20 protein-coding genes are annotated in these 24,720 nt (G+C 41.5%); 12 read left to right on the forward strand and 8 right to left on the reverse strand.

The window, feature by feature from the left end:
- The first annotated feature begins 25 nt into the window (after positions 1–25).
- Complete coding sequence (locus V7K49_RS33060) at positions 26–319, forward strand: hypothetical protein (RefSeq protein ID WP_335209431.1); 294 nt, start codon at positions 26–28, stop codon at positions 317–319.
- Between the two features lie 40 nt (positions 320–359).
- Here V7K49_RS33060 and V7K49_RS33065 read toward each other — a convergent pair whose 3' ends face one another.
- The 4 genes from V7K49_RS33065 to V7K49_RS33080 form a co-directional block, all read right to left on the reverse strand.
- Complete coding sequence (locus V7K49_RS33065) at positions 360–599, reverse strand: hypothetical protein (RefSeq protein ID WP_273766307.1); 240 nt, start codon at positions 597–599, stop codon at positions 360–362.
- A 206-nt stretch (positions 600–805) separates the two neighbouring features.
- Positions 806–1,789: a polysaccharide deacetylase family protein gene (locus V7K49_RS33070; protein ID WP_335209432.1), complete on the reverse strand. Its 984-nt coding sequence runs from the start codon at positions 1,787–1,789 to the stop codon at positions 806–808.
- A 343-nt stretch (positions 1,790–2,132) separates the two neighbouring features.
- Positions 2,133–3,014 carry an aspartoacylase gene (locus tag V7K49_RS33075; protein ID WP_334868141.1) on the reverse strand — a complete coding sequence of 294 codons (882 nt, stop codon included), beginning with the start codon at positions 3,012–3,014 and terminating at the stop codon, positions 2,133–2,135.
- Positions 3,015–3,125: 111 nt separating this feature from the next.
- Positions 3,126–4,187 carry a glutathione S-transferase family protein gene (locus tag V7K49_RS33080; RefSeq protein ID WP_335209433.1) on the reverse strand — a complete coding sequence of 354 codons (1,062 nt, stop codon included), beginning with the start codon at positions 4,185–4,187 and terminating at the stop codon, positions 3,126–3,128.
- Between V7K49_RS33080 and V7K49_RS33085 the strand changes: the two genes are divergently transcribed.
- The 3 genes from V7K49_RS33085 to V7K49_RS33095 all read left to right on the forward strand — a co-directional run bounded on the left by V7K49_RS33085 (position 4,186) and on the right by V7K49_RS33095 (position 7,890).
- Positions 4,186–4,419, forward strand: a complete 234-nt coding sequence (locus tag V7K49_RS33085; protein ID WP_334868145.1) for a hypothetical protein — start codon at positions 4,186–4,188, stop codon at positions 4,417–4,419. The genes V7K49_RS33080 and V7K49_RS33085 overlap by 2 nt on opposite strands.
- Positions 4,420–5,066: 647 nt before the next feature.
- Positions 5,067–6,554, forward strand: a complete 1,488-nt coding sequence (locus V7K49_RS33090; RefSeq protein ID WP_335209434.1) for a galactose oxidase-like domain-containing protein — start codon at positions 5,067–5,069, stop codon at positions 6,552–6,554.
- Between the two features lie 214 nt (positions 6,555–6,768).
- A complete protein-coding gene (locus tag V7K49_RS33095) occupies positions 6,769–7,890 on the forward strand; it encodes a hypothetical protein (protein WP_335209435.1) in 1,122 nt (373 codons plus the stop codon).
- Positions 7,891–8,028: 138 nt separating this feature from the next.
- Here the strand turns inward: V7K49_RS33095 and rbsK are convergent, their stop codons facing one another.
- Positions 8,029–8,961, reverse strand: coding sequence for a ribokinase (gene rbsK, locus V7K49_RS33100; protein WP_335209436.1), 933 nt, complete (start codon positions 8,959–8,961; stop codon positions 8,029–8,031).
- Positions 8,962–9,448: 487 nt separating this feature from the next.
- Between rbsK and V7K49_RS33105 the strand changes: the two genes are divergently transcribed.
- Positions 9,449–10,381, forward strand: coding sequence for a LysR substrate-binding domain-containing protein (locus V7K49_RS33105; RefSeq protein ID WP_335209450.1), 933 nt, complete (start codon positions 9,449–9,451; stop codon positions 10,379–10,381).
- Positions 10,382–10,587: 206 nt separating this feature from the next.
- A complete protein-coding gene (locus V7K49_RS33110; RefSeq protein WP_335209437.1) occupies positions 10,588–11,598 on the forward strand; it encodes a YeiH family protein in 1,011 nt (336 codons plus the stop codon).
- Positions 11,599–11,614: 16 nt separating this feature from the next.
- Here the strand turns inward: V7K49_RS33110 and V7K49_RS33115 are convergent, their stop codons facing one another.
- Entirely contained in the window at positions 11,615–12,922 is a 1,308-nt protein-coding gene (locus V7K49_RS33115; RefSeq protein WP_335209438.1) for an Nramp family divalent metal transporter, read from the reverse strand.
- A gap of 255 nt (positions 12,923–13,177) precedes the next feature.
- On the reverse strand, positions 13,178–14,860 hold the full coding sequence (locus V7K49_RS33120) for a SulP family inorganic anion transporter (protein WP_335209439.1): 1,683 nt from the start codon (positions 14,858–14,860) through the stop codon (positions 13,178–13,180).
- Positions 14,861–15,410: 550 nt separating this feature from the next.
- Between V7K49_RS33120 and V7K49_RS33125 the strand changes: the two genes are divergently transcribed.
- From V7K49_RS33125 to ccmS, 4 genes are all read left to right on the forward strand, one after another.
- Entirely contained in the window at positions 15,411–15,572 is a 162-nt protein-coding gene (locus V7K49_RS33125; protein ID WP_335209440.1) for a hypothetical protein, read from the forward strand.
- A 438-nt stretch (positions 15,573–16,010) separates the two neighbouring features.
- Complete coding sequence (locus tag V7K49_RS33130) at positions 16,011–17,930, forward strand: iron uptake porin (protein ID WP_335209441.1); 1,920 nt, start codon at positions 16,011–16,013, stop codon at positions 17,928–17,930.
- A gap of 244 nt (positions 17,931–18,174) precedes the next feature.
- A complete protein-coding gene (locus V7K49_RS33135) occupies positions 18,175–19,983 on the forward strand; it encodes an ABC transporter ATP-binding protein (RefSeq protein WP_335209442.1) in 1,809 nt (602 codons plus the stop codon).
- A gap of 38 nt (positions 19,984–20,021) precedes the next feature.
- Positions 20,022–20,450, forward strand: coding sequence for a beta-carboxysome assembly chaperone CcmS (ccmS, locus tag V7K49_RS33140; protein WP_335209444.1), 429 nt, complete (start codon positions 20,022–20,024; stop codon positions 20,448–20,450).
- A gap of 67 nt (positions 20,451–20,517) precedes the next feature.
- Here ccmS and V7K49_RS33145 read toward each other — a convergent pair whose 3' ends face one another.
- A complete protein-coding gene (locus V7K49_RS33145; protein ID WP_335209445.1) occupies positions 20,518–22,098 on the reverse strand; it encodes a HEAT repeat domain-containing protein in 1,581 nt (526 codons plus the stop codon).
- A 430-nt stretch (positions 22,099–22,528) separates the two neighbouring features.
- On the opposite strand from V7K49_RS33145, the gene V7K49_RS33150 reads away from it, so the two are divergent.
- Together V7K49_RS33150 and V7K49_RS33155 are read left to right on the forward strand one after the other, a co-directional pair.
- Entirely contained in the window at positions 22,529–23,359 is an 831-nt protein-coding gene (locus tag V7K49_RS33150) for a metallophosphoesterase (protein ID WP_335209446.1), read from the forward strand.
- Between the two features lie 376 nt (positions 23,360–23,735).
- Positions 23,736–24,569 carry a metallophosphoesterase gene (locus V7K49_RS33155; protein WP_334975863.1) on the forward strand — a complete coding sequence of 278 codons (834 nt, stop codon included), beginning with the start codon at positions 23,736–23,738 and terminating at the stop codon, positions 24,567–24,569.
- Positions 24,570–24,720: the final 151 nt, after the last annotated feature.

Below are 24,720 nucleotides of genomic sequence, written 5' to 3' on the forward strand. Positions count from 1 at the left end.
TCGTGGAAAACTAGAGCTTGTGCAAGTGCAAGTTCGATTTTTTCCTGAAGTTATGGAATTTATTCAAGAGGGCGAGAAGCGACATCCTAAGCAAAAGATTGAACTAGGCCCGAAGGGAAAAAATGGCAAGCCTACTTACGTAGATTACATTGTTAAATTGCCTAAGCGATCGCTGGAGGAGTTTTGTCGCTGGGTGTACCGCTTCATGGGCAATGCTCAGTTCATCTCTCCTCAAGTCTCTGCTGTAAGAGGGGAGGTAAGGCTTCATGCTAGACGAAAGTCTAAGTGGAGGCACTGCCCAATTAGTATACAAACCTGATCTAATCCGGTACGCCGGGTTAGTGGTAAGTAGTTCATGCTCAATCTTCACGCCGTAACTGCCATGCTGCACCGCAAGCTGCCCCAGCCCCAGCTAACAATCCGGTACTCATCCCTTGGATAGTTTTTTGGATTGGATCTTGGATTAAACAGTCACTTGTAACCTTACTGTCTTCCAAGCAGAGACTACTTTCTGCCCAACCGGCAGTACCTCCTAAAATTACACCAGTTATACTACAGGAAATAACTAGCAGCAAAAGACGCTGGGTTTTTCTAACCATAGATAGATGTGTCAAATATTAGAGATAATGATTAACTCTCAATTACTTTACACATTCTTGCTAGCAAATGTCAGCTGCTTTCAAGAGAACTGCTTACTATTCAAAACCTAGACAAGGCTTAAAAAATCTGATTAGACATCGCAAAAGTTAATTTTGCCTGTAATTAAGGATACAAATTACATTGATAAATCGTATAGATCATATTTTTACCTCTTTTGAGGCACTAATACAGGTAGTTGACGGACGCTTGCTACGAATTTGGCGTGTTGTCCAACAGTCAAAACATTGAACTGACTGGATATAAGTTCCAAACTTTTGTTTACTACTGCTAGCTTTTTGTAGGTGGGAACGCTCATTCCAGGAAAGAATGATAGTTCTGGTACATCCTCTTGACTTAAAAAGTCTGTAGGATGGAGTAGCAAAGAAGGCTGGATGCGTGTCATTTTACACAAACACAGAGCAATTCGCAGGTAGAGTAACGCCACTTCCGAAGAAAATGTACTTAGATACATTATGTAACTGAAGTGAATTGGCACCTTAAAAATTGGCATTGTGGTAACGGGAATCTCAGTGAGTTTATCCTTACCCATCTGCCACTGGTAAGGTTTCAGAGGCTGCAAACCGTCTTTGAAACTGCCAAACAGGGCTTTCCGTTTCTTGCGTTCTTCCTTGCTCAGTTTACAGGTCATCAAATAATACGCTCGTGCTATGGGCCCCAAAAATGTGGGAAAAGTCGAAGCATCATATTCGTATCCCCGTCGTGCTAAGACTCTCAATACCGCAGGAGAAAAACTGTATCCAGGCCCCCGGAAGCCAATAGGATGTTGATGAGTGACGCGCTTGATATGTTCTTCAGCCAAGGCCACCTCTTGTTCAATCTCGTCCTCTGAATACAGATGTAGCCAAGGATCATGGTAAAATGAGTGATTGCCAATTTCATGACCAGCGCTAGCGATCGCTTCTAATGCCTTGGTGTTCTTTTCCAGCGCTGCATCCTGACCCACAATGAATACTGTGATTGTCAAATCCCATTGCTGGAGAATATCTAAGAAACGAGGGACTGCGATATCTAAGTAAGAGGGGAAAGTCTCCCAACCCAAAGCGCCCTGATTTTTTAGATAAGACCAAATATTATCCAAGTCTAAAGAAAGACTGGCTATTGGTTTGTTTCTTGGTCGCTTCGTTTTCATTATGAGTTTAAGTATTTGGACGATTTTAAGCGTAATATTTAAGTAAGTCTTAGGAACACCGATTCAATCTTCAGCAACTTTAGTCGGGTGTGTTAGTACGGGGAGTCCGACACCGAAAGTATTGAGATGGTGCGTTATGTATTAGACTAACGCACCCTACTAAACAGAAATTTGGGATTTTGTTTAATCCACATTCTTTAGCGATGTCTATGACAGGCTATTCGGCGGCGCACCAGCTACAGGACTTATAAATTAGGATCAGCATATTTTCTAGATTCTGATGTTCAATTTATATCATCACTTTCAATAAAAAGCGATTATACAAAAAATTTTCTCAATATCTTCAAATATTGATTTGCTGCCTCTGAGTCAAACACATTGCAACTCCCTTTTCATAGTAAGCTGCCTCATTAATAAAAATCGGCCAAACGGTAGATGTCCCCTGATAAACAATTGTTTTATTTTCAAAGCTTAAAAATATTGGATCTCTTGGGTTCAAGGCTTGATAATCCTTGTCCTGAAGTTCTGGATGAATCATCCCAAAGATTGTCCCATCCTGTTTTTTTGGATAGTCCACAACTGATAAATGGTCATAGAGAATCAACGTTTCCTTAGTTGATGGAATTTCACCCTGATTAAACCTTTCTAGATAGTCGAGAATCGCATAAACAAGTTCCTGTGTTTGTTGGAACAGCGTCGCTTTTAAGATACCTTGGGCAATGGGGCCAACCTCGATCGCAAAGCCTAATTCGCACAGGGAATTTACAAATGGGTTTTCTTCAACTGATTTAAAAGAGCAGCGATAAACCCTAACCAAAGGATTAATCTGGCTTAGATAAGCAGCCAATTTCAAATTTAAGGGATGACTGTTTACCAAAATAATTGTCAGACCCATATTAGCTGTAGTGCTGTGCAAGTCTAAAATGAAATCTGCTTTATCTACAGTTGATGCTAGTCTATTTTGGATTAATTTAGCTTGCAATTCTTCATAACTGCTCAGAGTCGGATCTTGTAAATCTTGCTTGAGAAAACAGCGATTTAAATCCTTCTCTACATATCGCCTCCCCACCGCAAAAGCGTTAGGATTTGCTAACAGAGCAACTGTCTCAAAACTTGGTCTAGTAATCAAGTCGGGAAACTGGGCAAATTTTTGGATTAAGTAGGCCCCCGTAAACTCATTGCCATGAGTTCCACCGACAATTGCAACTCGATTAATCTGGTTCACGATTACACCAACTTTGGAATGCAGCCATTGAGGTATCAGTTTTCAATCTACCTTATGAGGCATTCACCGAAACAGTGCTAAGTGGGAAGATTCATAAGTACTACTTCCTACTCAGCCCTCAGCCCTACTGAATTTGCCAATGCGATCGCGACCATGTGGTTGATCAAGATAAGACATATCAGGCCCATTGGGAATTATCCCGCCTGGATTGAGTGGGAATAAGTTACCGTAGTAGTCCTGCTTCACACTCTCTACATCGCAGGTGTCAGCTACACCTGGAAGCTGATATAGATCACGTAAGTAAGCTCCAAGGTTCTGATAGTCTCGAATTCGCTGCCTATTGCACTTAAACAACCCATAGTAGGCACTATCAAACCGAAATAACGTCGTGAATAAACGGACATCTGCGAGTGTGAGATTGTCCCCACACAGATATCGACTATTCTGCAATGCTATGTCAATCTCATCGAGAGTTGCGAACAGTTCATTACAGGCTTGATTGTATGCTTCTTGGGTTTGGGCAAAACCGCAGCGATACACACCGTTATTTACCGCGTGATAAATCTTTTCATTCCACCAGTCAATCTTTTCTTTGAGTGCTTCTGGGTAGAGATCGAGTGGGGGATTATTGGCAAACTCGTTAAACTGAGAGTTCAGCATGATGATAATCTCTGAACTCTCATTATTGACGATAGTTTTTGTTTGGTTATCCCATAAAATTGGAACTGTAGAGCGTCCACTGTAACCAGGTTCTGCCAACTGATAAAATTCAGCCAGTGTGCGACAACCTTGTTCTTCCTCGTTGAATATCCAACCGCCTTCAATGGGAGAAGGAGAGACGATACATATTGATATTACCGCTTCGAGTTTTTTGAGCGATCGCACTACCAAGGTTCGGTGCGCCCAAGGACAGCCCAGCCCAACATAGAGTTTGTAGCGTCCCTCTGCTGGTGGGTGTGGATTTCCCTCTTCTTTACCGATGAACTTCCGAAACTGGCTATGAGGACGAATATACGCTCCCGACTGATTGCTAGGAGCAAGCTTTGACATCATGATCTGCCACATACTCGTCCAAACAAACTTTCCCAGCCAGATGATCAGCTTGGGAGGGAGTGTCTTGCCCTTTTTCTTTGGGAGATTTTTCTCGTTATCCATTGGAGTTGAGTTGCTCATGGCAACAATCTTGCTTTGGGAGCGATTGACGTTACCAGTGTTTCTCCTAAGTAGGTTTCCATACTTACAACCCACTCTGAGTTTTACTACTTTACTTTACTACGCTTTGCCTGAACTTTGTATCATGCTGATTGCGAAAAATTTCTCAGCTAATCGTCTCAAAGGAGCGATCGCCACATCTAAAACTGAGTCTAAGCATTGTTTCCTAAAAAACCTACTTTCCCCAGTTTAAACCGCGTCCACCTTAAAAACTGTAGTTCTTTCGGTATGAAAAGAAAAAACCCTCATCCCCCAGCCCCTTCTCCCAATATTGGGAGAAGGGAAGCCGGAAATAAGTCCCTCTCCCAAGTAGGGAGAGGGATTTAGGGTGAGGGCAAAAACTACGGTTCTCAACATAGATGAGGTTTAATTTGTGTATCTGCTGTAGTAAATTACCAATTAATTTAGCAAAGGTCTTAATGCGGATGTCGTGAGCCTCTTAATTATATTAAAGATAATTAAGTATAAAATTATACTAAAAATAAAAACTTAAGATTATCAATAAGTAATAGTGTTTAAAACCTAGTCATAAATCGAGGTCGGAAAGACAATTTTTAAGCCAGGGATATCCAATGGCAAGCTGTTTGGCGTTTATGCATCGGATTTAAAAGCATCGTTCAGTCTTACCTCAAAAACCCAGTACAAAGCTTAATTAGATACTCTACAGCATGAATAATTGACAGTGTAATTACTATTGATTAAACAGATTTAACATTATCTTGTTATAAAAAACATCACATCTTAACATTAAATAAGCCTAAAAAAGGATAAATATAATAGTGAAATTACTGAAATAAAGAACAAAAACATAAAACTTACGTAGGAATAATTGTAAATAAAGTGACTCAACCTAATAATAAGACTGACCTTCAAGAGAAAACGGATGTAGGGACTTTCATCGCTCAGGCTACTACCACAGACAAATGGCAAGTATTGTCGTACAGTTCTCCAATCCTACCTATGCATGCCGCTCTACTTCGTACTGGTAAAATATTCTTTTTCTGCGGTTCAGGTAATGATCCGGCTCGGTTAAATACTCCTTATGACAGTGTGGTTTGGGATGTGATTAAAGGAACCTTTTCCCGTCAAGCGCCTCCATTGGATGATAATAATCAACCTATTGACCTTTTTTGCGCTGGTCACTCCTTCCGTTCTGAGGGTCTGTTAATGGTTGCGGGTGGAACTCTGCGCTACGACCCATTTTGTGGTTCACCCTCTGCTCTGATGTTTGATCCGATTACCGAACAATGGGTCAAGAAGCCATCAATGAATAATGGCCGCTGGTATCCTACTGTGTTAACACTAGGCAGCGGTCGGATCTTTACACTGTCTGGACCGGATAAAGATGGCAAGCTCAACAGACAACCAGAAATTTATTCTGTTACATTTCCAAATGGTTGGAACGCTTTTCCAGCAACTAGTTCTATCCCAGAATACGCAAATTTATTTTTACTAAGTAATGGAAACATCTTTTATTCAGGTGCTCAGATGGCCGGCAACAATGGAGTAGCGCCAATGATACTAACCGTACCAGGAACATTTACGCAAACTATGACAGAAAAAGTGGTGCCAGGACTGCAAAACCCAGATTTCGGTAACCAAGCTACCAGTGTGCTTTTACCACCAGCACAAGACCAAAAAGTCATGATTATCGGTGGGGGTAATAATACTACAGCAACAAACAGGGTAAATATTGTAGATTTAAAAGCTACTAACCCAACTTACGTAGCAGCAAAGTCTCTAAACTATGCTCGGATGCATCTGAGTGCAGTTTTGTTGCCCGATCGCACAGTGTTTGTTTGCAATGGCAGCAAAATGAGTGAAGATACAAAACAATCAATGCTGCCAGCAGAAATCTACAATCCAGCCACAAATACCTGGACAGTAGTAGCTAAACAAAATGTCCCCCGCGTATATCACTCGGTGGCCTTGCTCCTGCCAGATGGTAGGGTAGCCACAGCTGGGGGTAACCCCGCGCGGACTGTCAATGAACTGCGATTAGAAATTTACAGTCCTGCGTATATGTCGCGATCACGACCAATCATTCAGAGCGCTCCTCAAACATTGAGCTACGGGCTGCAATTTACGATTCAGACACCCCAGGCTGGGAATATTAAATGGGTTAGTCTGATTAGACCAATGGCACCCACTCATTCCTGCGATACAGAACAAAGGTTAGTGGATCTACCGATTAATTATCGGAACCCTACTTCTCTCAAGGTCACGGTAACAAACAATCGAAACATAGCGCCACCAGGCTGGTACATGCTTTTTATTAGTGACAATAATGGAACACCATCAGTAGCAACCTGGACGCGATTATTTTAGCCTTAGAGGATATTTTAAAAGGGTCTTTTGCTCTTTTAGTTAGCACAGCAATGTATCTCAGTACATGGCTAAAACCTTGATTTATCATCGAAGTTAACCCAAGTGATAACAGCAAAATTATAGCTTTTAGGACTTTTAAAATATCCTCTTACACGTTGATGTTCAATACACTGCATTTTACTCAATAAAAGTCATTAATTCTAGGAGTAGAAATATGAATTACAAGGTATCACGTCGAAAGTTTGGTCAGTTGGCAGTTGCTGGAACTATAGTATCTGGACTTAGTTATCTAACTAACAAAGCCTTGGCGCAAACACCAAGTTTTAAAATTATAGGTATAGGTTCTGGCTCTATCATTAGCAGTGACCAAACGGCTATTCCAGAGGTAAACACCACTGAATTAGACAGCACTGCCTCAAACAATGTAGTCACAAATATTAAGCCTGTAGGGCTAGGACTAGTTTTGCAATCCTTTGGTTTGCAATCCTTAAATACAGGAAACGTTCAGCTTGTAAGTCCACTAATCTCTCAGATACTTGCCCAGCACGGTACAGCTTTAGTAAAGTCTAATGATGCATTGAATGTCTTCACTTCTTTAAGCGATGGCACACTTGGCGATCGCATTAGAGATTTGACTAACGGGATATTGAGTGGTATCACTTCTTCAAGTAATGGCACACTTAGCGATCGCGTTAAACCTTTAGTAGAGGCTAATGAGACATTGAGTGGTTTCACTTCTTTAAGCGATGGCACACTTGTTGTAGCCGTTACTCCTGTTAGCGCTAGTAGGAGAGAGAGGACACCTACTCGCATTACATTTTTGAGTACACCTGTAAAAACTTTGATAATCTCAGGACTTAAACAGAGTCAACAGCTTGGGAGCTTGGTAGGCACTAATGATGGGCGACTCATCGGTCTAGTAAATAAGAAGAACGGTACACCGCCGATCAAATTGGTAGATATTGACCTTCAAACAGGAGAAATCAGTGTTATTAGTAAAGTAAGATTCCCGAACGATGAGCGAGTCAGCAATCTAGCTGAATGCCCAGATGGAAAACTCTATACGTCCTTAGTTGGACCAGGTGGTGAAACAACTCTGGTGCAGCTAGATTCAAATCAAAAAAATCCGATCAGACTGGCACAATTGAAACTTAATGGTAAAGCATGGGATAATGGCTTACAAAGCTTAGTTTGCTCTGCAACAGGTCAACTCATCGCTTTTGGAGCGCTGAGGTATGAGACACCTAATGTTGTGTATAGCGTAGATAAGAACAGTGGAAACATGACTCGGCTACAAGACTTTGACGCTGCTCAGATTACGCTTGCTCGTGGGTAGAAGGGATTGAGCCGATATCTAGCAAAAAAGTGCCAAGCCCTCATCTTGCCTTGAGGGCTTTTTATTGACATTGATTGGTACACCTTATTATTAAGAATATTTTGAGTATTTTAATTGATTGACAAAAGGCGATTTATTCTAACTTCTCACAGAGGCCCTTTCCCCAAGAAACGCATCAAATGTAAACCTATCCGGTAGCGAAGTTTGTGCGCCTGGTTTTGTTGTCGCCAAAGCACCTGCTGCGGCACCCCAAACAACTGCCTGCCGTAAAGAAAGTCCTTCAAAAAGTGCTGCCGTTAAGCCGCCATTAAAAGCATCGCCAGCAGCTACTGTGTCAATCGCATGAACTGGAAACGCCGGTACAAAAAACTTTTCCTCAGCAGTGGCACAAAAAACACCTTTAGCACCCAGTTTAATGATCGCACATTTCACACCCCGTTGTAATAAAACTCCAGCTGCTTTGGCTGCTTGTTCCTCTCCATCCACAAGAAAACCCACTAACTGCGAAGCTTCAACTTCATTCGGTGTGATAATGTCCACTAACGGGTAAAGTTCATCCGGGAAATCAGATTGTGCGGGTGCAGGGTCGAGAATTACGGTTATTTTGGTTTTTCTTGCGGCTTTAGCGGCAGCAACCACGGCAGTAATCGGAATTTCTAATTGTAAAAGCAGTGCTGTAGCTTTTGGTAATAAGTGGGACAATCGTTCTACATCTTCTTGATTGACACACCCATTTGCACCAGGAATTACAATAATTTGATTTTCACCAGCATGATTTACGGCGATGATGGCGACGCCAGAACTAACAGTCTCATCCACAAAAATATTGTCAATCTGCACACCAGATGCTTGCAAATTCTTGACAAGTTCCATACCAAAACTGTCTGCACCTACACGCCCCACCATTTGGGTAGGAATTCCCAATCTTGCTAATGCTACGGCTTGATTAGCTCCTTTACCTCCCGAAACTTGAAAAAAGTCTTCTCCTAGCAACGTTTCTCCTGCGACTGGCAACCGGGGTGTTGTTGCTACCAAGTCTATATTTATGCTGCCGAAGATGATAATGCTCATAATGCTTATTTTTGCTGCTCTTAAAGTTATTCAGCCTAATAAGTGGGTAGGAAATAAATAAACGTAACTATGTCATTGCGAATTGAGCAAAGTTAAGCGAAGCAATCTCAACGGTTTGAGATTGCTTCGCTTAACTTTATTTTGATCGCAATATCCCTCTTCTGTCACTCTTTGGGAGGGCAATCTTTAGAAGCTTTATTAGTCAAGCAATACAAGCTATCCTATTACAAAAACTTGGTTATTGTATTTGTTATTAAAAAAAAATCTTGCGATGCCTACGGCGCGGCGAAGCCATCGCTTCGCATACAAAAGCTCTAGAATTCAGAAATGGTAAAAGTTTTCCGAAAGTGACAGAACAGGGATAACACACAAAACTTTTTTCCACCCACTTACCACTGCTACCGATATTAGTGACAAGGAACCCACATAGTCTTAGTATAAGAACATTTATAGCTCAAAGAATTTAACGCTTTCATAAATGGCAAGGATGACCATTGACCAGTTACAGATTTTTCTGGCGGTGGCGCAGCAGATGCACTTTACTCGCGCTGCTGAGGCGCTTTACATCACTCAACCTTCTGTTAGTGCTGCCATTCAAAGCCTTGAAGAACAATATGGAGTGAAACTATTTAATCGGGTTGGTCGCCGCATTGAACTAACGCTCGCTGGCAAGATGCTACAAGTAGAAGCACAAAAGATTTTGACTCAGGTGGAGTTAACTGAGCGAGGATTGCGAGAATTAAATGACCTGAAACGGGGTGAACTCAGGTTAGGTGCAAGCCAAACCATAGGTAATTACTGGCTTCCGCACTTCATTAGCTTGTTTAAGCAAGAGTATCCTAACATCTGTGTGGATTGTACATTAGGTAACACTACTGAAATTAGCGAAGGAACGGTTACAGGATTGTTTGATCTCAGCATAGTGGAAGGGGAAGTTGAACCATCGGTTTTAGCTTCTCTGGAACAACAAATTGTAGGCGGAGATTGTCTACAAATTGTTGTCGGTCAATCTCATCCTTGGTTTGAACAAATGGCAGTTGAAGTAACAGAATTAACAAGCACTGCCTGGGTAATGCGCGAAAAAGGCTCAGGAACCCGTCAGCAGTTTGAGCAAGTGCTAAGACAGTGGGGTATTGAACCAACACAATTAAATGTAATTTTGTCAATGAAAAGCGGTGATATGGTTAAAGCAGCCGTTGAGAGTGGGGTAGGAGCTGCGGCGATTTCTAACCTAATTATTACCAAAGAACTACGTCTTGATATGCTTCGTTGTATTAAAGTTACAGGTTTGGCAAAAGACACTACTGGTATAGATCCACTCTCACGTCCCTTCTTTTTATTAAAGCATCGAGAACGCTTCCAAACCCGAATCTGCCAAGTGTTCGAGCAATTGCTAGTATCGGCTCAATCTACGGAATAGCTGTAGTTGTCAATGAACCTCTTTTTACTTTGATATTGACTGTAGCTGAATTTGCACAGGCATTCCCGGAATATCAGCCTTCAATAGTGCGATTGCTTCCAGGCAAAAATCGATAGCCTAAGCCTATGCTTTAGATAGTTAAGAACGTTTGCTTCTATTATTTAAACCGCCTAGAGTTAGACTAACCCCCTTGATAAGAGGTTGATATGAAACAAGATATTAAGACAAACAAGAGAGTGCAGATACCACAATTAAGTTCAGAGCAAAAGCTCCTATATCGAAAAATCGTGTTTCTCTTGGCGGCTGGATTTTGTCTAACTCCTTGGGCTTCACCACCAATAGCATTGATCTTAGGGATTTTTTTGGCGCTGACTCACGAGAACCCATTTCATCAGATTAGCCGCCCAGCCGCTAAATATTTACTAGAAGCATCCGTAATTATGCTGGGCTTCGGGATGAATTTAGCGGTTGTTCTAAAGGCAGGCGCAAGCGGTGCTTTGTTTGGTGTTGGCAGCATTACGGCAACCTTCATTCTTGGCTACTTTCTAGGGAAGTGGTTGAAGATTCCAATTATTACCTCTGCCTTAATTTCAGCCGGAACAGCTATTTGTGGTGGAAGTGCGATCGCGGCAGTTAGCTCAGTAATTAACGCAGCCGAAAGCGAGATTTCTATAGCAATGGGTACAGTTTTTATCCTTAATGCTGTTGCTTTGTTCGTGTTTCCACCTCTAGGACATGCACTGCACTTGACCCAGACACAATTCGGAACGTGGTCGGGTGTAGCAATCCATGACATTTCCAGTGTGGTTGGTGCAGCATCGCACTATGGTCAGAGTGCGCTATATACAGCCACAGCAGTGAAACTTTCACGCGCTTTGTGGATTGTTCCTATCTCAGCAGCAGCCAGCTATATTTTCCAACGTCAACAGAAAAAGCCAGGGGAAACTATACAACATAAACCCCAAGTTCCTTGGTTTATTGGTTTGTTTCTCCTAGCTTCGGTAGCACGAACCTTTATCCCGCAGATTGTTGATTGGGCCCCTTTAATCGCACACATCTCAGAAGCTGGTTTGACACTAACGCTGTTTCTGATTGGTGCCGGATTATCTCAACGGATGTTGAAAGCGGTTGGTTGGAAACCAATGCTTCAAGGGGTAGTACTATGGGTATTTATTAGTACTAGTTCACTGGCTATAATTATGTTAGTAGTGCGTTAGTTATAACTTGGAACAGTCATCCCAAAAGAGTTTGTAATAGCAACCAAACATTTAAACCTACGATCACAATAGCAACTAACCAGGCTAAAGATTTTAACCACAAGGGATTCACAAACTCACCCATCAAGCGGCGATTACTTGTAAATATCACCAATGGAATCACTGCAAACGGTAACTGTAAGCTGAGGATAACTTGACTGAAAACTATGAGCCTACTTGTACTCTTTTCACCAAAAAGAACGATTGTAATTAACGCTGGAATGATAGCAAGCAAACGGGTTATTAAACGGCGTAACCAAGAGGGAAAGCGAAATTGCAAAAAGCCTTCCATAACAATTTGTCCTGCCAGAGTTGCAGTCAATGTTGAACTTTGCCCAGAAGCAAGTAAAGCGATACCAAAAATAGCACTAGCAGCACTAACTCCTAATAATGGTGAAAGTAATTTATAAGCATCTTGAATTTCTGCCACATTCTGATTACCAGATAAATGAAATGTTGCAGCAGACACAATTAAAATCGCTGAGTTGATAAACAGTGCTAATGATAAAGCAAAAGTTGAATCAATTGTGCCAAACTTAATTGCTTCCCATCTTTTTTCAGTATTAGGTTGCCAATCACGGGTTTGCACAATTGAGGAGTGTAAATATAAGTTGTGAGGCATGACTGTTGCCCCTAAAATGCCGATAGCAATGTAGAGCATTTCTGGATTCTGTAAAATCTCTCTCTTGGGCAGATATCCCAACAAAATCCCCCCCAGATCAGGGCGGGAAAACAGAATTTCTGCTGCAAAACAGATGCCTACTGTTGCTACCAGCATTATTACCAGGGCTTCTGTATAGCGAAAACCTTTATGTTGCAGAACTAGCAATACCAGGACATCCAGCGCTGTGATACAAACACCCCATATCAAGGGAATACCGAATAAAAGTTGCAGGGCGATCGCACTTCCCAATAGTTCTGCTAAGTCACAAGCGGCGATCGCAATCTCACACAGTACCCACAAACAAAAGCTTACCCTTCGACTGAAATAGTCCCGACAAGCCTGTGCCAAATCTCGTCCTGTAGCAACTCCCAAACGTACACACAAAGATTGCAGTAATATCGCCATCAAGCTCGACAGCAGGATCACTGTTAACAGAGTATAACCAAACTTTGACCCCCCAGCGATGTCGGTTGCCCAATTTCCAGGGTCAATGTATCCGACTGAAACCAGATACCCTGGTCCTGCATAAGCAAACATCTTGCGCCAAAAGCCGCTACTGTTAGGGACTCTAATACTGCGGTGAACCTCTGGTAAGCTAGGTTTGTTTTCTGGGGGAGTCATTTACTTTGCCGTTAAATCTTCTCATATTTTTTTCATAATCTCATAAAATATAGAATAAACATCAACCTTTAGGCAAGTATGGATGTTGTAGTACCTTGGTACATTATTATCAATACTCCCAACAGTACAATGTGTGAGCCTAACGGTTCTGATTGGGTAATCTAATCACATACCCTAATCTAAAAACAATAATAAGTATTCGGTTTTAGTTGTGATTACAGGTATCTATTTTGCTCTTTTGATGACAAAATATTCTCATTCATTTAATTCCATCAATTCTTTGGTTTTCAACTCAGCAGCCATTGGTAGAGAACATCCTTCAATCTGAGGAGAGATAGAGCAAATTGCATCTGTCGTTGTTTCAAAGCAATTTGATAACCCAATTGTTTTTAACAATCCTGAACGTTCTAGTAATTGTTTGACTTCGGATTGTAAACCTGTGAGAATTAAGCGGCAATTGTGCCGTTCCAAGTCGTGGTAAATATCCTCTAAAGCTACTAACCCAGTTGTGTCCATATTTGGCACAAACCGCAACCTTAGAATTAAATACTTCACTTCCGGTTGATGGCGGACGAAGGTAACAAACCGTTCAGCAGCACCAAAAAATACGGGGCCATCTACCCGATAAACGGCAATTTCCCTACCTAATTCTAGAGGAGTACCAGGGGGAAATACTTCGGTTTCAGGTATTTTGACTAGGCTTAAATCACTCATCTGTTTGATGAACAAGGCTCCAGCTGCAATCAATCCCACTTCTACAGCCAGAACTAAGTCAAACAAGATTGTCACTAGCCAGGTGAGAATCATCACAGCAAAGTCGGAGTAGGTAGCATGTATTAATAAACCAATGGCTTTCCATTCAATCATCCGCACACTAACCACCATCAGAATGCCAGCAAGTGCTGCTAAAGGAATCTGTGCTGCTAGGGGTGCTAAAGTTAAAATAAAAATGGCTAAGGCAACGCCGTGAATTACCCCAGATAGTCGGGTTTTAGCGCCAGAACGGACATTGATAACAGTCCGAGCGATCGCACCTGTTGCGGGGATGCCACCAAAAAATGGGACAATAATATTTGCCAATCCTTGACCAATTAATTCGCGATCGCTATTGTGTTTTTCGCTCACCGTCATCCCATCAGCCACCACCGCCGATAGCAACGATTCAATACTTCCCAGTGCTGCTAAAGCCAAAGCGGGATTAATCAGTTCCCGAATCAACCTAAAATTATTCCAGTGGGGAATACCGTGGGGCATCGGTAAAGATTGCGGAATGCTGCCAATTGTGGGTACAGCCAGATGGAAATAAGCAGCGATCGCTGTTGCCAACACCAACGCCATTAAAGAACCTGGGATTGTAGAATTAATCTTGGGCCACAAAACCGTGGTTGCAATCACTACCATTGCCAACCCAACAGCAGCCCAGTTTAAAGCTTCTACATGACTTAGACTTTGCCAAACTCCTGGTAGAAAATGTTCACTACGCGGTAGTTGTAAACCAAAAAAATTATTTAATTGACCACAAAATATAATCACGGCAGTACCATTGGTAAAGCCTGCTGTCACTGGATAGGGAATAAACTTCACTAGCTGTCCCAGTTTGGCAACCCCCAAGGCAATCTGGATAATCCCAGCCATCACCCCGGCAATCCAAACTTTCTCAATGCCGTACTTGCCGACAATTGCCACCAAAATTACAGCCATTGCACCTGTTGGACCTGTAATCTGGACTGAGGAACCACCAAAAATTGCCGCTACAATTCCTGCCACGATAGCTGTATAAAGTCCAGCTTTTGGTTCTACTCCACTTGCCACTGCAAAGGCTAAAGCTAAAGGTAAGGCTACCACTGCTGCTGTCAGTCCTCCTGTCAAATCCCCACGCAGTCCACTAAATAAGCTACCCAGACGCTGTGGTTTTTGAAGGATATCAGATATTGCCATATTCCATTTCAACTCTTATAGACAATTTGTTGATAGACAGATAGATGTCATATGATATCCGGGCAATTAAGCATCATACCCGGAACCTCAAAGAGCCTGGAGGGAAAAGCTCCTTTATTATAGACATCTGTGAAAAAAGTCAAAATTATAAAATTATATTGTTATTAACTTGTAGCGGGCGATCGCAGTCTTGAAGAATCTGCCCGTTTTGGTTTTAGATGAAGCCACCTTGGCGGTGAATAATTAAACAGAAGCGGCAATCTGGCGATCGCTCGAACCGATTACAGTAGATCCACTGATAATGGTGGAGCAATTCCTTCTAATTTGTTGCAAATTCCTAATAGTAAAAGTAATTCTCGATATATTAAACTCTGCAAAGCAGTTGATATTCCATCTCATCTCTCATCCAGCGCGTTTTCCCCAAAAAATTCCACTATTTTTTATTAATTTTTTAACAGAGCCAGAAGATACAGGGTAAGCTCATCTAATTTTATAGTTATTGATACAGACAAAAAGCTTAAAACTCTATCTGAATATCGATCAGGTGAAGATGTTCACCGATATTCTGATGCGGTCATTGTTTGTTATTGGTGGGATTGAATACTTCAAATATCTCAATCAGAGAAATCGTGGACTACAATATGCTATTTTCTTCCCGATCTTAGCCTGCACCCAAATTGAGAAGCGATCGCAGCCTCTTGATTTTTTTTGAGTAAATTATTCTTTGGTAGATATTGAGTCGCGGATGTCGGCTCAATACCTATATTCCTTATCACAAAATTAGACTTATGTAAATTACTATTTTGTCAATATAGCAATCCTATTTTATATTTGAACAGAGAAAATTTGGAAGGCTTATGAATCAAGCATTTTACGTAATGCATTGTTCAAAAACCATTTAGGATTGCTATCGTAATTATAGAAACTATCAATACGATGTATTGTTAATTCTTTCCCAAAATAGTATTTACTATAATTTAATGCTTGCGATATAAGCTGATGTTTTGGTAAGTTAATTCAGAAAAAATCCTGATATCCAAAATTTAAAGTTAACAAGACTCTCTTGCTAAATCTACTTTAAATTTACTTATCAATCCATTTTAAAATCGCAATTAATTTTTCCACTATTTTACAGGTGTTGGGAGTCCTCATGGCAAAATATCTACTAGCTTCTGCTAGTGGGATGGGATTTTTATGTTTAATTGCTGGGTTATCACCTGTGCAAGCCCTTCCCGGTTTAGAAATTGCAGATAAAAATGTAGCTGTTAATCAAGATGATGGCAGCTATCAAAAAAATGATTCTCATCAAAGCGATTTAACAAATAATATCTCCAGTAAATTGCTGATAGCTAATGAAACTCAAAAAAACTTACCCTCAGTCAATCAAAAGCAAAAAATTCAAGATATAGGAGTAGATTCTGCTGTTAACTTGTGGCAGATAATCATACCACAACCTGCAAGTTCATCTCCAACCTCATACAAACTTGCACAAATAACATCCGTATCGCAATTGTCTGATGTACAGCCGACTGATTGGGCTTTTCAGGCACTCCAATCTTTAGTCGAGCGCTATGGTTGTATCGCAGGTTATCCCAATCAAACCTATCGCGGTAATCGGGCGATGACTCGCTATGAATTTGCTGCTGGCTTAAATGCTTGTTTAGACCGAATCAACGAACTGATTGCGACTGCAACTGGTGATTTGGTCAAGAAAGAAGATTTAGCCACGTTGCAGAAACTACAAGAACAATTTGCGGCGGAATTGGCAGCATTGCGGGGTCGAGTAGATGCTGTAGAAGCTCGCACAGCAGAACTAAAAGCAAATCAGTTTTCTACTACGACCAAACTCAGTGGTGAGGCAATTATTGCTGGTGTTGCTGCTAGCGGTGGCGCTCCTAATCAGAGTGACCCGAACATCATCTTAGTCAATAGAGTGCGGTTAAATCTCACCACTAGCTTTACTGGTAAAGATTCATTAATTACTGGATTGCAAGCCTATAACTTTTTGGGTGGAGCCGATGGACAGGGTAGCCTGCAACAAAGTTTAGGATTAGCTTCGCCACTTTTAAGTGCAAGTAGCGCTCGGACCAGTTTTGAGCCGCAATTTCCGGGGTTAAATGTCAATACTTTATCGAGTGTTGGCGCAAACAGTGTTCAGCTTTACAAATTGCTGTATGTCTTTCCTGTCGCTAATAAATTAACCTTGTTTGCGGGAACTGCGGCAGAGACATCAGATGCTTTCCCAGCAATTACGCCTTTTTATGGTGAAGGACAAGAGTCAATTTCTCGTTTTGGCAACTTAAATCCTGTGCTACGGGTTTCTGGTGGTACTTCGGGTACTGGTTTAGCATCGGCAGCGGGATTTATTTTTAACATTTCACCAAATTTTGATTTAAGAGCTTTATACGGCAGTGTAAATGCCAATTTACCCGAAAAATCTGCGGCTGAAGCAGTACCAGGAGTTTCTACTACACCTTTGGGAGCAGGTTTATTTAGTGGTAGTAGTATTATTGCCACACAGTTAACCTTCAAGCCAAGTCCTGCTCTGGATATTGGTTTAAACTATGCCCACAGTTATCACGAAATCAATATTTTGGCTACAGGATTAGTTAGTAGTGATATCGGTGCTTTAGCAGGGGTTGCAGTTGGAACACCGCTCACACTCAACTCTGTTGGCGCTACGGTAACATGGCGATTGTCTCCCAAAATAGCATTATCTGGCTACGGTGCAGCAATATTTGTTGATGCTGCTTCCAATACCGTGGATGCTTCCACCACCTTTACAAGTTGGATGGCGGGAATTCACTTTAGAGATTTATTCAAGTCAGGGAACACTGCCGGGATTCTTTTTGGTCAGCCACTTTTCCGTAGTGATACTGGTGGTTCTGCTCAACTTACGCCCACAGGCGACAATCGGGCGACTCCTTACCATTTAGAAGCCTATTACCGCCTTCAAGTTAGCGATAATATCAGCATTACCCCTGGTGCGTTTGTTCTCTTTAACCCAGAAGGTAACAGCAACAATGATACTACGACTGTAGGTGTACTTCGGACTACTTTTACATTTTAAGAGATTGGGAGTAGGCAGTCAAAATCCCCCAAGAAATTGGGGGATTTTGAGATTGGATAGAACCTATCCCACTATTCTAAAAATCCCTACTTATTTTCGTAAAATATGCTTGAAAACCTGGATTTTTCATTTTCATTTCTTAATAAGCTTAAGCTACTTAGCACAAATATTAGGCTCTCCAACGCACTGGCTCCTCAGGACTTTGTTCTGTGTTAGTATCAACTGCACGAAACCGCAAAAAGCCGTGACTACAGTATTAAAATCTCATCGGGTATCAAGAAGGCGTAAACATTCAACGTATCCTCTCCAGCGTTTGCTTGAGTATGGACACCAGTATCGTAAACAAATTTGGCTGGCGACTACTTATTCCATCCTCAATAAATTTTTCGACTTGGCACCACCCGGCTTAATTGGCGTCGCAGTGGATGTGGTAGTCAAGAAGCAGGATTCCATAATTGCCCAGTTAGGAGTACGTGATGTCTTTGGACAATTTTTGATTATTTCCTTCCTGACTGTGATCATTTGGATACTAGAATCTGTTTTTGAGTACGCCTACGCTCGACTTTGGCGGAATTTGGCTCAGAATATTCAGCATGACTTGCGTTTGGATACATACAAACATTTGCAAGAGTTGGAATTGGCTTATTTTGAAGAACGCAGCACTGGCGGTTTAATGTCTATCCTCAGTGATGATATTAACCAATTAGAGCGGTTTTTGGATGGGGGAGCGAATGATATTATCCAAGTTTCCGCAACTGTTCTAATTATTGGCGCTGCTTTCTTTATTTTGGCTCCTAGTGTAGCGTGGATAGCTTTGTCACCAATGCCATTTATCCTCTGGGGTTCCTTTGCCTACCAACGACTACTTGCACCTCGCTACGCTGATGTCCGGGAAAAAGTAGGTTTCCTAAATTCGCGTTTGTCAAACAATATCAGCGGAATTACTACTATTAAAAGTTTCACTGCCGAAACTTATGAAGCCTCTCGTTTGGAATTAGATAGTGATGCTTATCGCCGCAGTAATCGCAAGGCAATTACTCTTTCTGCTGCTTTTGTACCGTTAATTCGGATGCTGATTTTAGTGGGTTACACGGCATTACTTTTATATGGTGGGATGGCAGCGGTTTCTGGAAGAATGTCTGTAGGTACTTACAGCGTATTGGTATTTTTAATCCAGCGCTTGCTGTGGCCTTTAACAAGATTAGGCGAAACTTTTGACCAATATCAAAGGGCAATGGCTTCTACTAATCGAGTCATGAGTTTGTTAGATACTCCCATCGCTATTCATACAGGTGATGTATCTTTACATGTGGAGAAAGTGCGCGGTGAAGTACAATTTAAAAATGTTAATTTTGCCTATAAAGATAGATTTCCAGTTATTAAAAATCTGTCTTTGGATATTCCGGCGGGAAAAACCATTGCAATTGTAGGTTCAACGGGTTCTGGTAAAAGCACTTTAGTCAAACTTTTGTTGCGGTTATACGAAGTGCAAACTGGAAGCATTACTCTCGATGGTATTGACTTGGAAAGTTTAAATTTACAAGATTTACGCCGCTGCATTGGTTTAGTGAGTCAAGATGTCTTTCTATTTCATGGCACTATAGCGGAGAATATTGCTTATGGTAGTTTTGAGACTACAGAGCAAGAAATTATCACGGCGGCGAAGGTAGCCGAGGCACACGAATTTATTATTAACCTGCCCCAAGATTATGAGACAATTGTGGGGGAAAGAGGACAAAAGTTATCTGGTGGACAAAGACAACGGATTGCGATCGCCCGTGCAGTCTTAAAGAATCCCCCCATTCTGATTTTAGATGAAGCCACCTCAGCAGTGGATAATGAGACAGAAGCGGCAATCCAGCGATCGCTCGAACGGATTACAGTCGATAGAACTACAATTGCGATCGCTCATCGTCTTTCCACCATCCGCAATGCCGATTGCATTTATGTCATGGAACATGGGAAATTAGTAGAGTCGGGAACCCATGAGGAATTGTTGGAGAAAGATGGGATTTATACTAGTCTCTGGCGTGTACAGTCAGGTTTGAAATAACTTTCGCGCATTGTTTGTGTCTTCATTACGAATTATTTATGTTTTTTGGTAATAGTCAACCAGAATCAGGTGATAATAAGTGGCGTCGCCAGTTAGATAAGTTTGTGAAAGCAAATCAGCAGGAATTGGCGGCGCTGTTTTGGGGATTGTGGTTAGCAAATGGTGACAGTCAGGGTACTGTTGGTATTGATTTGCAACCAGCGCCGCATTTTGTTTATTGTCCGAAAGAGCAGATAGAGAATTTAAATATTAAAGTTGATAATCGACTTCAGGAAATTTTGGGAATTGTCGAGAATCACCAGCCGGAAATGGAAGTTGTGATGATTGGGATTGGTAAGGGTGAAATTAAATTAATTCAGTTTGTACCGGAACCAGCACCACCGATTTGTTTTGAGCAAGCTGGGAAGGATGTGGATGGGTTATTGGATGTGCTGGAAGAAAGGATGAAGGAGGAGATTGTTTTTTAACGCAGAGGGACGCTGAGGGAAGCGCAGAGGAACGCGGAGGAAGAGAAATAACTCTGCGCTTATTAGTTTAGTTGATTGCTTTGTAGAAGTCTGGGTAAGTTAGATTTTCGGCACAATGCCAGATAATGTTAAATACGGCTTCGTAGCGATATGAACTGTTTTTGTAGAACTGTTTACTTAGATAGTCTTTTAGAGTTATGACTACTTTTGGTAAATGTTCTCTTTGGAGTATTTTTGTCAAACTATCAGCTATATCCAAAAGACAGGATTCATAAGATAGTTGATGTGTTGGTATAATGCTGAATTCGTTTTTGTAGTCATCATATTCGTGAAAAATCTGAATGTCTTGAACAAGAATAAGGACAGCTTGTTTTAGCTTCTCTTTAACTAGTTTGTTGCTTAAATCAAGTTGTTCTAGATTTTGAACAGCATTTACTAGACTTTCAGATGCTTGCAAACGCATCAATTTATTTTGATTACTTTCCCGTATTTGGCATAAAGTAGCGATTGCCTTTGGATTACCAGGATCAATTTTTACTAAAGCTTCGGCTGCATATAAACGTTCCCATTCATCCTCAGAGGGTTGATGCTGAGGAGTTGCAAGGATTTGGGATAACGTTGTAATAGCCACCTTATTACCTGTAGCGATCACAGCTTTATTTTCTGGATCAATTTTCAGTAAATAAGTTGCAGCGCTATTTATAAGAGATGCACTTGCAGAAGTTTCGAGGATATAAACTAGAGTCTTGAGTGCGACTGCATTACCTGGATCAATTTGCCATAAAGCCTGACTTGCATCAAAGCAGATTCTATCACCCTGGTTTATCTGCAAGAATTTCATCAGGGAGGCGATCGCAGTTTGATCGCCCACAGCAATTTTTCCCAAATCCATGATTGCATTGCAACAATTGTCCTTATTCAGTGTCGTCTCCATAAGATTAACTAATGCAGCGATCGCAGTTTGATCGCCCACAGCAATTTTTCCCAAATCCATGATTGCGAAAAAATTTATTTCTTCGCTCAATGTTGTCTCTATGGTTTGGACTAACGCGGCGATCACAGTTTCATCACCAAATGATATTTCCCCAGGATTTTGACTTATCTGGCAGAATGTTTGTTTATTTTCAACAACTGGCGTTAGTAGTATCAAGGCTGCGATCGCACTTTTATTATCCGGATCAAGTTTTCCTAACTTCTCGGCTGCAAGTCTAAGAACTGTGCGACTTTCAGTAGTATGAACCAAATGGACAAAAGCGGCGATAACCCGTTTTCTATCGGTTAATTCCAGGGTTTTTCTGGCTGTCTTCACCAATGGTTTTGGTAGTATCTGCCAATCGCTTTTATCTTGCCGAAAATAAGCATAACTCCATTTCAGTACTTGGGAAGCGATCACATCCCCAAAACTACATTCTGGGAACTGGGATAAAGCCTCAGCCGCCAAAAAATAGGCGCGATACCGATAAAAATCGCCGCAGCCGTCATCAAAATCTATTAAAGCTTGGATAAAATCTTCTTTCTGCTCCTTATCCACATCTTTTTGGCTGAACCAGTGGAGAATCTCTGCTTTCCACTCCGGCTCAAAGATGCGGTAAGTGCCTTGATTTAGATTGCTGCGATCGTAGTTAAAGAAATACTGCCAATCATGCATTGCCTCCTACCCACTTCGAGATGTGGGACGAAAGGGACTTAAATGAATATTGCTACATCAGTTGGCTTTTTGTCAAGTCTACATCTGATGAGTATCTGTAAAATTTTCCCTCTTATAACTCAAAAAAAGCACCTGCAAAATGTGAAAAAACTCCGCGAACAAATTCTGATCGTGGAGTTTATTTAGATACGTAATATCAATCACTCCTGTTCATAATCACAGGGTTGAATCTATATCTGACGTCTTAAGAGAAAGACACTATACTCTGACATAAATTAACAGCAAAGTGATAGTTCATTTAAATAAGCATAAATACGCTAAAATCTACAGCTTTCATGAAATTTTCAAGAAGTTTCATTGATTACTACTCACAATCAGATAATTTTTAGTTAAGCTGTAAGCGCTATGATTGAGCTTTATTGAACGTCTTATGCATTGGTTATTATCTGGGCCGTTGAGTACAGAGAAATTGACGGTTAAGATTGCAGGGTTGCCTGCATCGTTACAAGGTAAGAAGCTGGTGCAGTTGTCAGATTTTCACTACGATGGTTTGCGGCTGTCGGAAGACATGTTAGAAAAAGCGATCGCAGCTACTAACGAAGCTAAACCAGATTTAATTCTATTAACTGGTGACTACGTAACTGACGATCCGACGCCGATTCAGCAACTGGTACTTCGACTCAAACATCTGCAAAGTCGCAGTGGTATCTATGCTATTCTTGGCAATCACGATATATATTACAGACACGCAAAAGCAGTAGTTACAGATGCCCTGACTAGCATTGGAATTCACGTCCTTTGGAACGAAATTGCCTATCCATTAGGAAAAGAATTGCCACTTGTGGGACTGGCGGATAGTTGGTCAGGGGAATTCCACCCTGCACTAGTCATGAATCAACTAAACCCCGACACACCCTGCATCGTTTTATCCCACAACCCTGATACTGCGGAGATACTGCAAGCATGGCGAGTCGATTTACAATTATCTGGTCATACTCACGGTGGTCAAATCGTGATTCCCGGAATTGGCCCTGCGACCTTGTTTTACGAAAAGCTTGTAAAAAAAATACCCAGAAAAGTGCGGCGTCTAGTCCCATTTTTAGAAGTAAATGTTTCTGTAGTCAGCCATTGGGAATGGGCACAGGGTTTCCATCGGCTAGGAAAAAATCAGCTATATGTCAATCGTGGTTTGGGAACTTACCTCCCAGGACGCTTATTTTGCCGCCCAGAAGTTACTATAATCACCTTACAAGGTGAATAAGAAGGCAGGAGATGGTCACTGACTTGTACTGAGCGCACTTGTACTGAGCGCACTTGTACTGAGCGCAGCCGAAGTTTTGCCATGAGCATCTCGGCTCCGCTCGATGGAACCGAAGCCGACTTGTACCGAGCGAAGCCGAGGTAAAGGAGCCGAAGTAGTCGAAGTAGCTTTGCCGTACCCTTACGGGGAAGTAAGCTACGCCCAGCGTTTCGTAGAGAAGTTCAGGAGGAAAAACCCAGAACTAAATTCAGTGATTTCAAATAAATCAATTAGTTAATTGTATCTGGAGTATAAGACATAAATTATTGCAGTTTCTCAAGTACATTTTGATTTTTGGTAAGCTGTAAGCGCTGGTATGAGGGGTATCGGTTGTCTTATGCATTGGTTGTTTACAGGACATTTAAGAGTAGATAAAATCACGGTTAAGATTGCGGAACTTCCTGCATCTTTACAAGGGACAACGTTAGTGCAGTTGTCAGATTTTCACTACGATGGTTTACGGCTGTCGGAAGATATGTTAGAAAAAGCGATCGCATTTACTAACGAAGCTGAACCAGATTTAATTCTATTAACTGGTGACTACGTAACTGACGATCCGACACCGATTCACCAACTGGTGCTTCGACTCAAACATTTGCAAAGTCGCTGTGGTATCTACGCCGTACTTGGTAATCACGATATCTATTACAGCCACTCCAAAGCAGAAGTTACACAGGCGTTAACTAGCATTGGGGTACATGTGCTTTGGAATGAAATCGCCTATCCATTAGGAAAAGAATTACCATTGGTAGGACTAGCTGATTATTGGTCACGGGAATTCCACCCTGCACCAGTCATGAATCAACTAGACTCCGTTACACCCCGGATCGTTTTATCCCATAACCCAGATACAGCCAAGATATTGCAACAATGGCGCGTAGATTTGCAACTATCTGGTCATACCCACGGCGGTCACATCGTTATTCCGGGCATCGGGCCTGTAGTATTCTATTATAAAAAGCTACTCAAAAAAATTCCCAAAAAATTACGGCGTTGGGTAATATTTTTCTTGGGAGACTGTTCTAAAGTAGTGCGATATTGGGAGTGGGCGCAAGGGTTTCACAAGGTGCAAGAAAATCAACTATATGTCAATCGTGGTTTAGGAACTTATAAACCAGGACGTTTATTTTGTCCGCCAGAAGTGACTGTAATTACCTTAATTAGTCATTAATAATTCTGAACTTGTTTAGCTAATTCAAAGCAGAAACCGCCTGAAGCTACGATGGATAAGGGACTTCCAAGCAAAAAAATCACCAAATATAAGAATGATAATCATTGTGAGGTGGGGGAAGGAGAAACAGCCGACGGCTGCTTCTCCTTCC

The sequence above is a fragment of the Nostoc sp. genome (assembly GCF_036919675.1).
GTDB lineage: Bacteria > Cyanobacteriota > Cyanobacteriia > Cyanobacteriales > Nostocaceae > Nostoc.

Coding starts and splice junctions, on each gene's coding strand:
- V7K49_RS33120 (WP_335209439.1), bottom strand. CDS start 14,860: ATGGCAATATCTGATATCCTTCAAAAACCACAGCGTCTGGGTAGCTTA.
- V7K49_RS33145 (WP_335209445.1), bottom strand. CDS start 22,098: ATGCATGATTGGCAGTATTTCTTTAACTACGATCGCAGCAATCTAAAT.
- V7K49_RS33095 (WP_335209435.1), top strand. CDS start 6,769: ATGAATTACAAGGTATCACGTCGAAAGTTTGGTCAGTTGGCAGTTGCT.
- V7K49_RS33150 (WP_335209446.1), top strand. CDS start 22,529: ATGCATTGGTTATTATCTGGGCCGTTGAGTACAGAGAAATTGACGGTT.
- V7K49_RS33065 (WP_273766307.1), bottom strand. CDS start 599: ATGGTTAGAAAAACCCAGCGTCTTTTGCTGCTAGTTATTTCCTGTAGT.
- V7K49_RS33125 (WP_335209440.1), top strand. CDS start 15,411: ATGTTCACCGATATTCTGATGCGGTCATTGTTTGTTATTGGTGGGATT.
- V7K49_RS33085 (WP_334868145.1), top strand. CDS start 4,186: ATGGCAACAATCTTGCTTTGGGAGCGATTGACGTTACCAGTGTTTCTC.
- V7K49_RS33080 (WP_335209433.1), bottom strand. CDS start 4,187: ATGAGCAACTCAACTCCAATGGATAACGAGAAAAATCTCCCAAAGAAA.
- V7K49_RS33130 (WP_335209441.1), top strand. CDS start 16,011: ATGGCAAAATATCTACTAGCTTCTGCTAGTGGGATGGGATTTTTATGT.
- rbsK (WP_335209436.1), bottom strand. CDS start 8,961: ATGAGCATTATCATCTTCGGCAGCATAAATATAGACTTGGTAGCAACA.
- V7K49_RS33110 (WP_335209437.1), top strand. CDS start 10,588: ATGAAACAAGATATTAAGACAAACAAGAGAGTGCAGATACCACAATTA.
- V7K49_RS33070 (WP_335209432.1), bottom strand. CDS start 1,789: ATGAAAACGAAGCGACCAAGAAACAAACCAATAGCCAGTCTTTCTTTA.
- V7K49_RS33115 (WP_335209438.1), bottom strand. CDS start 12,922: ATGACTCCCCCAGAAAACAAACCTAGCTTACCAGAGGTTCACCGCAGT.
- ccmS (WP_335209444.1), top strand. CDS start 20,022: ATGTTTTTTGGTAATAGTCAACCAGAATCAGGTGATAATAAGTGGCGT.
- V7K49_RS33155 (WP_334975863.1), top strand. CDS start 23,736: ATGCATTGGTTGTTTACAGGACATTTAAGAGTAGATAAAATCACGGTT.
- V7K49_RS33105 (WP_335209450.1), top strand. CDS start 9,449: ATGACCATTGACCAGTTACAGATTTTTCTGGCGGTGGCGCAGCAGATG.